This window comes from Hydrogenophaga crassostreae, assembly GCF_001761385.1.
GTDB lineage: Bacteria > Pseudomonadota > Gammaproteobacteria > Burkholderiales > Burkholderiaceae_C > Hydrogenophaga > Hydrogenophaga crassostreae.
Map to the genome: position 1 here is coordinate 3,709,515 of NZ_CP017476.1, position 13,974 is coordinate 3,723,488.

Genomic DNA, 13,974 nt, shown 5'->3' on the forward strand with positions numbered 1-13,974 from the left:
GATGATCCATTGGGAAGCCCACACCTGCCTGCCACTGCACCCTGAAGCCAGCTTCGAACCACTCGATCGCTACCGGGCGCTGGGCGTTCACTACGTCAGCATCAACGTGGGCATGGACATGAATCCACTGTCACAGATCCTGCCGGTGATCGCAGCGTTTCGCGCCCGCCTGGCGGCTGAGCCGGAGCGCTATGTGCTGCCGAAAAAGGTGTCGGAAATCGAGAGCGCACGGGTCAACGGGCAACTGGCCGTGGGTTTCGACCTCGAAGGCGCCTTGCCTTTGCTGGAACAGCCCGCCATGGTCGCGCTCTTTCGCGATCTGGGGGTACGCCAGATCCACTTCGCCTACAACCGCAACAACGCTGTGGCCGGTGGTTGCCATGACACGCCGCAAGGGCTCACGGCCCTAGGACGACGCATGGTGGACGCGGTCAACGATGCCGGCGTGCTGATGGACTGCGCCCACACCGAGCGCCGCAGTTCCCTTGACATCATGGCCCGTTCACGCCACCCGGTGGTGTTCAGCCACGCGAACCCGCTCGCGCTCGCGGAACATGGGCGCAACGTCAGCGACGAGCAGATCCGCGCTTGCGCAGCCACGGGAGGCGTGGTCTGCCTCTCGGGAGTCTCTCCGTTTCTGGGTATTGACCAGCCGGGCGCCATCGATGTCGCCCGCCATGCGGCCTACGTGGCAGACCTGGTGGGCGCCGAGCACGTGGGCCTGGGCCTGGACATCGGCTTCTCGCAAAGTGGATTGACCGACGACCCGCCACCACCTTTCGACCCGGGCCGTTGGTGGCCCGCAGCGGCGGGCTACGGACAGGGCATCAGAGGCATCACCTATACCCCGCTCGACACATGGTCCGACCTGCCTCAGGCATTGCAGGCGGCCGGCATGCGTGACACAGACATCCGCGGCGTGATGGGCGGCAACATGGCGCGGGTTGCGCGCCATGTGTGGGGTGGCTAAACCTTTGCCCTGTCGCTCAAACCAGCTGACGCAACTCCCTTAGCGCAACAGACACGGGCGCCAGATCGGGTACAGCGCCGGCCACGCTTTCGCGCATCGCGCTCACGCGTGCAATGGTTTTGCTGTGGGTCTCTTCCCATTGCTCCACCGATTTCTTTTCGCCCAGCAAATACTGCACGATCTGGCTGGCAATGGAGTAAGCATCATCACGGGCACTGCCTCGTGCCTGCGTTTGCCACAATGTGTCGGTGGGCAGCTTGGCGATCATGGTGCGCCACAATCCCAGGTCGAGCACATGGTCAACGCCGAAGTAGATTCGGGCAGCTTTCTCCAGCGAACTGTTGCACTTGGCAGCCACATCCACCAGGTCCAGAACCGGGTAAAGATGATCCAATACGGTCAGGTCTTCGGCCAGTTGCGCGTCCACCCCAGCCTCTACCAATTTGTTGCTTGCCGACTGCCATTGTTCGCGGGCCTCCACCGGCAACCATTGATCGATGTGGGCACGCAACTGCGCAGCAGCCGGTTGGTAGCGTGCGATCATGCTGGGCAGGTCGCCCTCGCCCCGGTGTCGCAACATCCAGCGGCTGGCACGCTGCGTCACCGCACTGAGTTGGGCAAGCAGGCTCAGCTGCAACCGGGTGGGCACCTTGCCATCGAGCTCATCGATACGGTCCCAGATGTTTTCCAGACCAAACACTTCCCGGGCCAGCGTGTAGGCGCTCACCACTTCAGATGCGTTGCACGAGGCTTCCGTGGCCAGATAGTTCACAAAGGTGGCGCCCATGCGGTTGACCACGGCATTGGTCACGGTGGTGGCGACGATCTCACGTTTCAACGCATGGTTGGCGACAAAATCGGGATAGGCCTTGTTGAGGGCCTGTGGAAAATAGGTCTGCAAAACCTCGGCATAAAACGGATCGTCTGGCAACGCACCGGCGCACAGCTCGTCAAACAGATTGAGCTTGGAATAGGCCATCAGCACCGCGTTTTCGGGACGGGTAAGTCCCTTGCCATCGCGCTTGCGTTTCGCCAACTCCTCGTCGGTGGGCAAATACTCGATGTCACGCTTGAGCAATCCAATGCTTTCCAGCCAGCGCATGAGGTTCTGCTGTCCCTCGAGCAAATACAGTGGCCGGGCCGCAGCAAGCTCAATTTGCTGGCTCTGGTAGTAGTTGTCTCGCAAAACCAGCAGGCCCACTTCCTCGGTCATGCTGGCCAGCAGCTCGTTGCGTTCTTCTTGCGTGAGCGCACCACTCTCCTGTACCGCACCGACCAGAATTTTGATGTTCACCTCGTGGTCAGAGCAATCCACGCCGGCCGAGTTGTCAATAGCGTCGGTGTAGATCAGACCGCCGGCCTGGGCAAATTCGATGCGCCCATTTTGCGTGGCGCCCAGATTGCCGCCTTCGCCAAAAACCTTGCAGCGCAATTCGTTGCCATTGACACGGAAAGCATCGCCGGCTTTGTCGCCCACCTGCGCATGGGTTTCGAAATTCGCCTTGACGTAGGTGCCAATGCCACCGTTGTAGAGCAAGTCCACTGGAGCCTTCAAGATCGCATTGAGCAGATCGTTGGGCGCCATGGCCTTGGCATCGGTACCCAGCACCGCTTGCGCTTGCGCACTCAGTGGAATGGACTTGGCACTGCGCGAAAACACCCCGCCGCCTTCACTGATCAGGCCCTTGTCGTAGTCGTCCCAACTTGAACGCGGCAGTTTGAACAGGCGTTGTCGCTCGGCATAGCTGGTGACCACATCGGGCGTCGGGTCGATGAAGACATGCCTATGGTCAAACGCCAGGACAAGCTTGATCTGAGTGGACAACAACATGCCGTTGCCGAACACGTCGCCCGACATGTCACCAATGCCGGCGACAGTGAACGGCTGCGTTTGCGTATCGACACCCAGACCGCGGAAATGGCGTTTGACCGATTCCCACGCGCCGCGCGCGGTGATGCCCATTTTCTTGTGGTCGTAACCCACTGAACCACCCGACGCAAAAGCATCACCCAGCCAGAAGCCATAGGCCTCACTCACACCGTTGGCGATGTCGCTGAAAGTGGCCGTCCCCTTGTCGGCTGCCACCACCAAATACGGGTCGTCCTCGTCGTGCCGGACCACATTGAGTGGCGGCACCACAGTGCCTTTGACCAGGTTATCGGTCACATCCAGCAGGCCGCTCAGGAAGGTTTTGTAGCAAGCCACACCTTCGGCCATGAAAGCTTCCCGGTCGTTGGCGGACGGCGCTTTCTTCAACACGAATCCGCCCTTGGAACCCACAGGCACGATCACGGTGTTTTTCACTTGCTGGGCTTTGACCAGACCGAGAATTTCCGTGCGGAAATCATCACGCCTGTCGGACCAACGCAGACCGCCTCGGGCGACTTTGCCACCCCGCAGGTGAACCCCCTCCACGCGCGGTGAATACACCCAGATCTCAAACATGGGCCGAGGCTCGGGCACGTTGGGAATCTCGCGTGGCTTCAGTTTGAAGCTCATGTAGTCTTTGCCCGTCTGATAGGCATTGGTTCGCACGGTTGCGCCCATGGTGGCAACGAACTGACGCAGCACACGGTCCTGCTCAAGGCTTGCAACATCGGCCAATTGGGCTTCGATGGCTTGAACCTGGGCAGCCACGGCATCAGCCCGACCGTTTTCCAGAGCCGGATCAAATTTCACCGCAAACAAAATGGCCAGCGCCTGCGCAATGGCGGGGTTGCCGTTGAGTGTGTCCTCAATGTAGCTTTGGCTGAACGCAAAACCGAGCTGCTTGAAATAGCGTGAATAGGCGCGCAGAACGGCAATGTCACGAGCACTCATGGTGGTCGACAACACGAGGCGGTTCAGCGCGTCGCACTCCACCTCTTGCCTCCAAACCGCTTGGAAGAGGGCTTCAAAACGGGGCTTGAGTTCGGTCAGGCCTTTCGTCTCGCCCAGTTGCAGGCCCCAGTCGTGCATCCAGCGCGGACCACCTTGCCCGGCGGGCATGGTGATCAGGTAAGGGTGCTCATCCAGCACGCGAGCACCCATGGATTCAAGCACCGGCAGCGCGTCTGACAGAATCACCTTTTGTGTGGCGTAAGTTTTGAAATGAGGTTGTTCACCTCGTACATAGAGCTGCAATGCCAACGGATTTTCATCGTTCAGCGACTGAATCACAGCGGCATCATCAGCCGCTACATCGGCACCAAAGGCTTCGCGATAGGCCGACGGAAAGCCAGACGCAATGGCGCCGAGCTGGCTTGCCCGTTCAACCCCTTGACCCATCAGCGCGGCTTGAACCCCGTCTTCCCAGCGTTTGCAGGCCTGCGCCACCTGAGCTTCCAGCTCGACCATATCCACCGAGTCGTTCAGGCGATCCTGCGAACGAACGATGTAGTGGATGCGCGCCAGCGCACTGTCGGTCAGCATGGGCGTGAACTCGACCGTCTCTGCGGCAAATGCCTGCGTGAACATGTGCCCCAGCTTCACCCGCATTTCGGTTGTGTACAGGTCCCGCGGCACATAGACCAGTATCGATGCCACCCGGCCAAACGGACCACGGCGAAGAAACAGGCGCACCCGTTGGCGCTCCTGCAACCTCAGAATCCCGATAGCGTGCTGAGCCAGCGTGATGGCGTCAATCTGCAGGATCTCGTCGCGAGGGTAGGTTTCCAGAATGGACTGCAAGGCCTTGTGGGCATGGCTGCCCTTCACCACACCCGCCTGAGCGGTGACATGCGCCACGTGCTGCCGAACGACGGGAATGTTTTCCACGGAGGCGGCATGCGCGGCCGAGGTATACAGACCCAGAAATCGTGATTCACCCACCACGTTGCCAGCCGCGTCGAGGCGCTTGACGCTGATGGTGTCCAGCCATGTCGGGCGGTGAACACTGGCCCGGCGTGTGGCTTTGGCACAGAGCAACCACCGGGGGTCGTTCATGAAAGGGGCCACCACCTGCTCGGGCATGTCCTGGAAACCAGGGTTCTTGAGGATACCCAAAGCCGTGCCTGGCACGGCCGACAAGTGATCCCCTTGTGCGACAAAATCTTGCGCACCCAGGAAAGTGAAATGGCCCTGTTCGAGCCAACTCAGAAAGGCTTTGGTTTCGGCGGCTTCTGGACTATCGAGTGCGGTGAAACTGGCGCTGAGCAACTGCAACCTCGAGAGCATTCCGCGCCAGTCCTGTACCGCGCTGCGCACATCTTGCAAAGTGCTTTCTATTGCCCGGCACAACGCCTCCCCTTCAGGGTCACTGGCCAACCGGTTGCACTCCACCAACATGCACGACACCACCGAGCCATTCGCGCCCGATTGCACGGTGCGCGCCGCGCTATCAATGTTTGCGACGAGGCCTCCGGCATCGCGGGTTACCCGCAACAAGGGGTGCAGAATCCAATGAACCGTTCGACCGCTCTGGTTAACAGCGATGCTCACCGAGTCCACCAGAAAGGCCATATCGGGATGCACGATCTGCACCACCGTGGTGCCTTCAGCCTGTGTTTCAGCGCTTTTGAAAACCTTGACCCGCACCTCTCCGGCCTTCGAATCCTGCAGCAAAGCCCAATGGGCCTCGGCCATGCCTTTCAGCTCAGTCGGCTCACGCAAATTCAGTTCATCTGGATCGGCATCGGCGAAGTAGAAATCCTGGAAGGATGCAATCATGGGTGTTTTGGTCATATTTGGAAGTGTGTTGACGCCTCAGCGTAGCGCGATTTTAGGATTGCCGCATCCCGAATAACCGCCCCCATACTTTTATGCATGGGGTCATTCCATGACTTTATGCGCCAAATGCATAAGTCGGGCAGACCCAAAACGGTCCTTCTCCCACGCGAAGCTACCGCCGCTCAAGACGGCAACCAATGCGACCAAGGACCGCTCAGAAAGCGGTTTGACCCGCAAACTCCTGTCTATTGAAGGGTTTCCTTGAGCCCATGCAGCTGGGGCAAAGGCATCACGTCGATTCCCTCTTCCAGCAACTCCATGGCCACATCAGGTGTCGTTTGACCACGAATGCTGCGCTGCTCGATATCTCCGTGATGCATGGCCCGTGCCTGGTCGGCAAATCGCTCACCCACATCTTCTGTTTTCGCCAATACCTCGCGCATGGCCCTCATCAGCCGTGCTTGCATCATGTTGGAGGGCACTGTCTGGCCGCCTCCCTGAGCAGCAGTCTCGGCAGGTGCCCCGCCCTCGATGACCGGGTGCGTCTCGGCCTCGGCGCTGGATGCCTGCTGAGTGCCACGGGAGGACTTCAAATTCAATCGCGGCGCCGACAGCATTTTTTGAATGGTTGCATCTCCACACAAAGGACAGGTCACCAGGCCACGCGCCTGCTGTGCGCTGTAATCTGCATCGGATCCAAACCAGCCTTCAAAGGCATGCTGCTGAGCACACTGCAGGTCGAAAACCTTCATGTGGACACCTGCATGGATGGATCCGGTGCGCTTTCCCATACAAGCGACCATGCACCACTCAATACATTCTGAAGCCATAACGCACCCACCAGGGTCTTGGCGTCAATCACCTGTCCGTGCCAACACCAGTCCTGCAATTCGCCGGGCAAGGCTGCAAACACATCGAGGAACTCACCTTCATCGAGTTGCCGCTCACCCAGGGTCAACCCGCGTGCAAACCATATATCCAACCGTTCGTCAGAGTAGGCAATGGTGGGTGCGAGTTGGCCCGCGTAGGCCCACTCGCGGGCACTGTAGCCCGTTTCCTCGAGCAACTCCCGCTGCGCGCACACCAAGCTGGCTTCACCTGGATCGAGTTTCCCCGCAGGAAACTCAATCATCACAGCCTGCATCGGGTGGCGGTATTGGCGCTCGAGGACCACGCGTCCGTCATCCAGCAGCCCAATCACCATCACCGCGCCTGGATGCAAGACGAATTCACGCGTGGCTTCTTTTCCTGAAGGCAACCGAACCGTGTCACGCACCACGTGCAGAAAATGGCCGCGCAACAGTTCACTGCGTGCCAGGGGCGTCTCACGAAGATGAGCGTCGTCGGCCATGTGGGGCGCTCAGCGCTTGTGTTTCATCAAATAGCGGAACACAAAACCGGGAAAGGCCAGGGTCAGGAAAAGCGCGCCGGTTGTAGCGTAAAACTCCCAGCCTTGTGGGTAGATTTGGCCAGCGGATTGCTCCAGGGCGAGGCCCAGGCCCCCAACCAGGAAATAACAAACCACAAGCTCCCCTGCGCGCATCCACAATGACTTGGGCGCACTGCGGGGAATAACGGCTATCCAGCGGTTGTTGATAAACGGCAAATTGGCGCCGACAAAGGCCGCTAAAAGCACGAGCCCTACTGAGAATGAGTGATTCATATTGAGCGGTGTGACCCAAAACCGCCAGGTGAGTTCACCCGCCGATTGAAATCACCTAGGACGTCAGCCAAGCAAACTTGCGATGGCTTGTGCACACACGGCCATCAGGCCGCCGGGCAGGATGCCGAGCACCACGACAAGTGCTCCATTGACCGACAGCACCGAGCGCACATCGAAGCTGGCCTCAATCGGCCCGGTTTGGGTAGGTTTGTCAAAATACATGACCTTCACCAGACGCAGGTAATAGAAGGCACCCACCAACGACATCACCACGGCAAACACCGCCAGACCAATGTAGACGGGTTGCGAAGAAGCCAGCAGCGCCTGCAGCACCGACAGCTTGGCGTAGAAACCCACCATGGGTGGCACACCAGCCAACGAAAACATGCAAACAGCCATCACCGCCGCGTACAGCGGGCTTCTTTGGTTCAGACCGGCCAGATCGGTGATCTCGTCGGACTCGAAACCGTCGCGAGACAGCAGCAGGATCACACCGAACGTGGCCAACGTGGTCAGCACATAGGTCACCACGTAAAACATGGAGGAGCTGTAGGCATTGGCCACGTTGGTGGCGTCGAGGCCGTCGGCACCCGCTACCACACCGGCCAGCAGCCCCAGCAACAGGAAGCCCATTTGCGAAATGGTGGAAAAAGCCAACATGCGCTTGAGATTGGTCTGCGCAATGGCCGCCAGGTTGCCCACCAGCAGCGACAGGACCGACAGGACGGCCAACATCTGCTGCCAATCGATCGCAAGGGGGGCCAAGCCTTCGCCCAGCAAACGAATCACAATGGCAAACGCAGCCAGCTTGGGAGCGCCACCAATCATCAGCGTCACCACCGTGGGCGCGCCGTGGTAGACGTCGGGCACCCACATATGGAAAGGCACCGCGCCGAGCTTGAACGCCAGCCCGGCCACAACAAACACAAGCCCCAGGACCAGGACCTGCTTGGATCCCATCAGGGTGGCTTCGCCACCCGAAATGGCCTGCATCACGCCCGTCAGTGCGAGCGAGCCCGTTGCACCATAGACCAGTGACAAGCCATAAAGGAGGAAACCACTGGCCAAGGCACCAAGCACGAAGTACTTCATGGCAGCTTCGGTCGCATTGAGGTCATCACGACGCAATGCCACCAGGGCGTAGCTTGAAAGCGTAAGCAACTCCAGGCCCAGGTAGATCACCAGGAAGTTGTGACCCGAGATCATGACGAACATGCCCAGCAAAGCATAAAGAGCGAGCGTGTACAACTCACTGCCGCGCATCATGTCGCGTTGGCCGGCGTAATCGCGACCATAAACAATGGTCACAAACATGGCGATGGAAGCAAAGCACTTGAGCCAGTTGCCCATCGGGTCACTCACCACCAGGCCACCAAACCCCACAATGGTTTCCCCAGCATAGGCGCGCATACCCAACATCAATGCCAAACCAGCGAGCGTGATGAGCGTGAGGAAATGGATCAGGCCGCGAGCAGGTGTTTTTGAGGCCACGCCCACCAGCGCGATCACGGATGAGGCCACCAGCAAAGCGATTTCAGGGTAGGCCGCGACCAAGCCGAAGTTGTCAGTCATATGAACGTTCTCTTGATTTCTTGGGCTGCACTCAGTTCAGCTTGGAGATGGCGACGTGCCGCAGCAACTCGGCCACCGATGCATCCATCACGTCGGTGAATGGCTTGGGGTACACACCCATGTAGAGCACGGCAATGGCAAGCACCGCCATGATCAGGAATTCGCGGCCACCGATGTCGGTGAGCCCTTTTACGTTGTCATTTCCGGGCGCACCCAGATACACGCGCTTGAACATCCAGAGCGAGTAGGCCGCACCAAAGATCAGCGCCGAAGCTGCAGCAGCGCCGACCCAGAAATTGGACTTGACCGAGGCCAGAATCACCATCCACTCCCCGACAAATCCCGCGGTGCCCGGCAAGCCTGCGTTGGCCATTGTGAACAGCAAAGCAAATGCCGCGAACTTGGGCATGACATTCACGACACCGCCGTAGTCAGCGATATTGCGGGAATGCATGCGGTCATAGAGCACGCCGATGGCCAGGAACATCGCGGCAGACACAAAGCCGTGAGAAATCATCTGCACGATACCGCCGGCCATGCCCAGATCACTGAACACGAAAAACCCCAAGGTCACAAAGCCCATGTGTGCCACCGAAGAATAGGCAACCAGCTTCTTCATGTCGGTCTGCACCATCGCGACGAGACCCACATAGATCACGGCCACCAGCGACAAGGCAATCATCAGCCATGCCAGTTCATGGGATGCATCGGGCAGGATCGGCAGAGAGAACCGCAGGAAACCGTAGGCGCCCAGTTTCAACATGATGGCCGCCAGCACGGCCGAGCCACCCGTAGGCGCCTCTACGTGCACATCGGGTAGCCAGGTGTGTACCGGCCACATGGGCACCTTGACGGCAAAAGCTGCAAAGAAAGCAAAAAACAGGTAGGTCTGAGCCGATCCACCCAGTGGGAGCTTGTGCCAAGTGGCCAAATCAAAGCTGCCACCCGACTGGGTGTACAGGTAAATCAAAGCCACCAACATCAGAAGGGAGCCCATGAGCGTGTACAAGAAGAACTTGAACGCTGCGTAGATCTTGTTTGCCCCGCCCCAGATACCGATGATCAGGTACATCGGAATCAAGGTGGCCTCGAAGAACACGTAGAACAGCATCGCATCCAATGCGCTGAACACGCCAATCATCAGGCCCGACAAAATCAGGAATGCGCCCATGTACTGGTTGACCCGCTCTGTAATCACCTCCCAGCCCGCAATGATCACGATCACCGTGATGAACGCCGTGAGCAAGATCAACCAAAGAGAGATGCCATCCACGCCCAGGTGGTAGTTGATGTGGAACTGCTCGATCCACGGTGCGATTTCGCTGAACTGCATCGCCGCCGTACCCAACTCGAAGCCACTGTACAGAGGAATCGTGACGGCAAAACTCACCAGTGCGCCCACCAGGGCCACCCATCGCACGGTTTTGGCGTGCGTATCCCGGCCAAAGGCCAGCAGTGCGGCGCCAAAGAAAACCGGCGTCCAAATTGCAAGGCTCAACAAACCCATTTTTTTATTCTCCTAGATCAGGCGAGCCAGACGAAGTACGTCATGAACAACAAGACACCCACGATCATCATCAATGCGTAGTGGTACAGGTATCCGCTTTGCATGGTGCGCACCGCAGCCGAGAACATCCCGACCATCTTCCAGCTTGCATTGACCACGCCGCCCTCAATCACGCCCTGATCGCCACCTTTCCAAAGGCCCGTGCCCAGTAACCGTGCACCACGGGCCAGGACGTTTTCGTTAAACCAGTCGAGGTAGTACTTGTTCTCGAGGATGTTGAGCGCACCCGATGACCTGAAAAAACGCTCCAACGCAGCGGGTACAGCCGGATTGATCAGATACATGTACCAAGCCGATACCGCACCGGCCAACGCCAGCCAGAAAGGCAAGGTCGTGAATCCATGAAGTGCCATCGCAGCGGCGCCATGGAACTCCTCACGGAAGGTTTCCATGGCCGGGTGGATCTCGCCATTGATCGTGATCGCATCTTTCAGGAAAGAACCAAACAGCATCGAATCAATGGTCAGGAAACCAATCACGACAGAGGGGATAGCCAGCAAGACCAGGGGAACGGTCACAACCCAGGGCGTCTCGTGCGGCTTGCCGCCAGCGTGATGGTGATCATCGTGGCCATGGTGGGCGTCCGGGTTCTGGTCATAGCGCTCCTTGCCATGAAAGACCAGGAAGTAAAGCCGGAACGAATAGAACGACGTGACGAACACGCCCGCCATCACCGCAAAGTAAGCCCAGTGCGCCGCAGGCAGGTTGCTGAAGTGCACAGCTTCAATGATGCTGTCTTTCGAATAGAAGCCTGAGAAAAACGGTGTTCCGATCAAGGCCAGCGTGCCGATCAGTGAGGTGATCCAGGTGACGGGCATGTACTTGCGTACGGCTCCCATCCAGCGGATGTCCTGATTGTGGTGCAACCCCATGATCACAGAGCCCGCAGCGAGGAACAACAACGCCTTGAAGAAAGCGTGCGTCATCAGGTGGAACACGGCCACGGAGTATGCCGAGGCGCCCAGCGCCACAGTCATGTAGCCCAGTTGCGAAAGGGTGGAGTACGCGACGACGCGCTTGATGTCGTTCTGGATAATGCCCAGAAATCCCATGAAGAGGGCCGTGATGGACCCGATGATCATGATGAAGTTGAGGGCGGTGTCCGACAGCTCAAACAAAGGCGACATCCTGGCCACCATAAAGATGCCGGCCGTCACCATGGTGGCGGCATGGATCAAGGCGGAAATGGGCGTCGGGCCTTCCATCGAGTCAGGCAACCACACGTGCAGCGGAAACTGGGCCGACTTGCCCATCGCACCAATAAAGAGGCAGATGCAAATCACCGTGACCAGCAACCACTGCTCTCCACCCAATGGGTTCGTGAAGGTCATGGCACCTAGCTTGTCGGCTTGTGCGAATACCTCGGTGTAATTCAGCGTGCCGGCAAAGGCCACGATCAGGCCAATACCAAGAATGAAACCGAAGTCCCCCACGCGGTTCACTAGGAACGCCTTCATGTTGGCGAAGATGGCCGTGGGCTTGTTGAACCAGAAGCCGATCAGCAGGTAAGACACCAGGCCCACCGCTTCCCAGCCAAAGAACAGCTGCAGCAGGTTGTTGCTCATGACCAGCATCAGCATGGAGAAGGTGAACAGGGAGATATAGGCGAAGAAGCGGTTGTATCCGGCATCCTCTTCCATGTAGCCCACGGTGTAGAGGTGCACCATCAGCGACACAAAAGTCACCACGCACATCATCATGGCCGTAAGACCGTCCACCATGAAACCAATCTCCATCTTGAGATCGCCCACAGTCATCCATTCGTAGATGGTCTGGTTGAAGCGGGCTCCACCGATCACGTCAACCAGCGTCATGGCCGACAAGACAAAGGCGATCAGCACACCAAGAATAGTCAGGGTGTGGGCGGTCCGGCGACCGATGACATTGCCACCAAATGTGGTGCCTAGGATGCCAGCCAGCAACGAACCCACCAGCGGGGCCATCGGCACGGCCAGTAGGGTGCTTGCGGATAGGGTTGTACTCATGGTTTTGTTCTTGCCTGTGATCGCTTCGTGCGTTACCGCACGATCATCCCTTGAGGGTGTTGAGTTCTTCCACGCTGATCGAGGCGCGGTTGCGGAACAACTGCACCAAGATTGCCAGGCCAATTGCCGACTCGGCCGCTGCCACAGTCAGGATGAAAAACACGAAGACCTGACCGTGCATATCGCCGAGGAAATAGGAGAACGCCACAAAGTTCATGTTGACAGCCAAGAGCATGAGCTCGATAGCCATCAGCAAAACAATGAGGTTCTTGCGGTTCAAAAAGATGCCCACCACCGACAGCGCAAACAACAAGGCGCCAACGGACAAAAAGTGCTGGAGCGTCAATCCACTGCTCATGCTGGTTTCTCCTCTTCGGCAGGCGCTGCGGGCGCGGCCTTTTGGGTCGCTTTCATGGGCAGCACAACCAAGCGGTCGGTCGCACGCACACGAACCTGTTTGCCGGGGTCGATGGCTTTGCTGTCTTTGCGCTGGCGCAGCGTGAGCGCAATAGCAGCCACCATGGCCACCAGCAGAATCACGGCGGCCACTTCAATGGGATAAAGGTACTCGGTGTACAGCAATCGGCCCAGCTCTTTGGTGTTGGCATAGTCGGCTGGCAAAACGGCCGCGATGGGGGCCATCACCTTGGGGAACCCAACCCAGAAAACCGCAATAATTTCGACGGCAACCAGGGCACCGAGCACAGCGGCCAGGGGAAAGTTCTGCCAGAAGCCCCAACGGTCATCGTCGAGCCGGACATCCAGCATCATCACGACAAACAGGAACAACACCATCACCGCGCCGAGGTAAACCAACACGAGTGTGAGACCGAGGAACTCGGCCTTCAACAGCAACCACAACGCGGACGCTTGCGAAAAAGAGAGCATCAGGTAAAGCACCGCATGCACGGGATTGCTGGCGGTCACCACACGGTAAGCCGCGAACAGCAAGATGGCCGCGAACAGGTAAAAAAAGCCGGTCTGGTAATCCATGGATATTGTCTTCGGTCTTGTTTCGTTCCAGCGCCAGTCCGTGATCAACGGTAAGGCGCGTCAGCGGCCTTCGCCTTGGCGATCTCGGGCTCGTAGCGATCGCCAACGGCCAGCAGCATTTCTTTGGTGAAATACAGGTCGCCACGCTTCTCTCCGTGGTACTCGAGAATGTGTGTTTCAACTATGGCATCCACCGGGCAGGCTTCTTCGCAAAAACCGCAGAAGATGCACTTGGTCAGGTCGATGTCGTAACGCGTGGTGCGACGTGAACCGTCGTCCTGGCGCTGTCCAGCTTCAATGGTGATGGCCAATGCAGGGCACACGGCCTCACACAGCTTGCAGGCAATGCAGCGTTCTTCGCCATTTTCGTAGCGTCGTTGGGCGTGCAGGCCACGAAAGCGTGGAGACAGCGGGGTTTTTTCTTCTGGAAACTGCACCGTGATTTTTCGACGGAACGTGTACCGCCCGGTCAAGGCCATGCCCTTGACGAGTTCAAACAGCAAAAAGCTTTTGAAAAAATCACCCAGTGAAAAAGGAGCAACCACCGACTTGGGGGCAACGAGAGAGGTAGACATG

At 58.3% G+C, this 13,974-nt stretch carries 11 protein-coding genes; 1 reads left to right on the forward strand and 10 read right to left on the reverse strand.

Annotated elements, in window-relative coordinates; all coding sequences use genetic code 11:
- Position 1: 1 nt before the first annotated feature.
- Positions 2–970, forward strand: coding sequence for a dipeptidase (locus tag LPB072_RS17030; protein ID WP_066086016.1), 969 nt, complete (start codon positions 2–4; stop codon positions 968–970).
- A gap of 16 nt (positions 971–986) precedes the next feature.
- On the opposite strand, the gene LPB072_RS17035 is transcribed toward LPB072_RS17030, so the two are convergent.
- From LPB072_RS17035 to nuoI, 10 genes are all read right to left on the reverse strand, one after another.
- Positions 987–5,633 (reverse strand): NAD-glutamate dehydrogenase, encoded by a 4,647-nt coding sequence (locus tag LPB072_RS17035; protein ID WP_066086014.1) that lies wholly within the window; start codon positions 5,631–5,633, stop codon positions 987–989.
- Positions 5,634–5,863: 230 nt separating this feature from the next.
- Positions 5,864–6,370, reverse strand: coding sequence for a DUF1178 family protein (locus tag LPB072_RS17040; RefSeq protein ID WP_066086011.1), 507 nt, complete (start codon positions 6,368–6,370; stop codon positions 5,864–5,866).
- Positions 6,367–6,969, reverse strand: coding sequence for an NUDIX domain-containing protein (locus LPB072_RS17045; RefSeq protein ID WP_066086008.1), 603 nt, complete (start codon positions 6,967–6,969; stop codon positions 6,367–6,369). Before LPB072_RS17045 ends, LPB072_RS17040 begins: the two co-directional genes overlap by 4 nt.
- Before the next feature lie 9 nt (positions 6,970–6,978).
- A complete protein-coding gene (locus LPB072_RS17050) occupies positions 6,979–7,281 on the reverse strand; it encodes a DUF2818 family protein (RefSeq protein ID WP_066086003.1) in 303 nt (100 codons plus the stop codon).
- Positions 7,282–7,344: 63 nt separating this feature from the next.
- A complete protein-coding gene (gene nuoN, locus LPB072_RS17055) occupies positions 7,345–8,853 on the reverse strand; it encodes an NADH-quinone oxidoreductase subunit NuoN (RefSeq protein ID WP_066086000.1) in 1,509 nt (502 codons plus the stop codon).
- Between the two features lie 31 nt (positions 8,854–8,884).
- Positions 8,885–10,360: an NADH-quinone oxidoreductase subunit M gene (locus tag LPB072_RS17060; RefSeq protein ID WP_066085997.1), complete on the reverse strand. Its 1,476-nt coding sequence runs from the start codon at positions 10,358–10,360 to the stop codon at positions 8,885–8,887.
- Positions 10,361–10,377: 17 nt separating this feature from the next.
- Complete coding sequence (nuoL, locus tag LPB072_RS17065; RefSeq protein ID WP_066085995.1) at positions 10,378–12,405, reverse strand: NADH-quinone oxidoreductase subunit L; 2,028 nt, start codon at positions 12,403–12,405, stop codon at positions 10,378–10,380.
- A 43-nt stretch (positions 12,406–12,448) separates the two neighbouring features.
- The gene (gene nuoK, locus LPB072_RS17070; protein WP_066085992.1) at positions 12,449–12,763 is read right to left on the reverse strand and encodes an NADH-quinone oxidoreductase subunit NuoK; all 315 of its coding nucleotides are present in this window, start codon (positions 12,761–12,763) and stop codon (positions 12,449–12,451) included.
- Entirely contained in the window at positions 12,760–13,398 is a 639-nt protein-coding gene (locus LPB072_RS17075) for an NADH-quinone oxidoreductase subunit J (RefSeq protein WP_066085990.1), read from the reverse strand. Before LPB072_RS17075 ends, nuoK begins: the two co-directional genes overlap by 4 nt.
- 44 nt (positions 13,399–13,442) lie before the next feature.
- Complete coding sequence (gene nuoI / locus LPB072_RS17080; RefSeq protein ID WP_066085988.1) at positions 13,443–13,973, reverse strand: NADH-quinone oxidoreductase subunit NuoI; 531 nt, start codon at positions 13,971–13,973, stop codon at positions 13,443–13,445.
- Position 13,974: the final 1 nt, after the last annotated feature.

What these genes read in the sequence shown, in the direction of transcription:
- LPB072_RS17040 (WP_066086011.1), bottom strand. Translation starts at nt 6,370, where the DNA reads ATGAAGGTTTTCGACCTGCAGTGTGCTCAGCAGCATGCCTTTGAAGGC.
- LPB072_RS17075 (WP_066085990.1), bottom strand. Translation starts at nt 13,398, where the DNA reads ATGGATTACCAGACCGGCTTTTTTTACCTGTTCGCGGCCATCTTGCTG.
- LPB072_RS17045 (WP_066086008.1), bottom strand. Translation starts at nt 6,969, where the DNA reads ATGGCCGACGACGCTCATCTTCGTGAGACGCCCCTGGCACGCAGTGAA.
- nuoK (WP_066085992.1), bottom strand. Translation starts at nt 12,763, where the DNA reads ATGAGCAGTGGATTGACGCTCCAGCACTTTTTGTCCGTTGGCGCCTTG.
- LPB072_RS17030 (WP_066086016.1), top strand. Translation starts at nt 2, where the DNA reads ATGATCCATTGGGAAGCCCACACCTGCCTGCCACTGCACCCTGAAGCC.
- LPB072_RS17035 (WP_066086014.1), bottom strand. Translation starts at nt 5,633, where the DNA reads ATGACCAAAACACCCATGATTGCATCCTTCCAGGATTTCTACTTCGCC.
- nuoN (WP_066086000.1), bottom strand. Translation starts at nt 8,853, where the DNA reads ATGACTGACAACTTCGGCTTGGTCGCGGCCTACCCTGAAATCGCTTTG.
- nuoL (WP_066085995.1), bottom strand. Translation starts at nt 12,405, where the DNA reads ATGAGTACAACCCTATCCGCAAGCACCCTACTGGCCGTGCCGATGGCC.
- LPB072_RS17050 (WP_066086003.1), bottom strand. Translation starts at nt 7,281, where the DNA reads ATGAATCACTCATTCTCAGTAGGGCTCGTGCTTTTAGCGGCCTTTGTC.
- LPB072_RS17060 (WP_066085997.1), bottom strand. Translation starts at nt 10,360, where the DNA reads ATGGGTTTGTTGAGCCTTGCAATTTGGACGCCGGTTTTCTTTGGCGCC.
- nuoI (WP_066085988.1), bottom strand. Translation starts at nt 13,973, where the DNA reads ATGTCTACCTCTCTCGTTGCCCCCAAGTCGGTGGTTGCTCCTTTTTCA.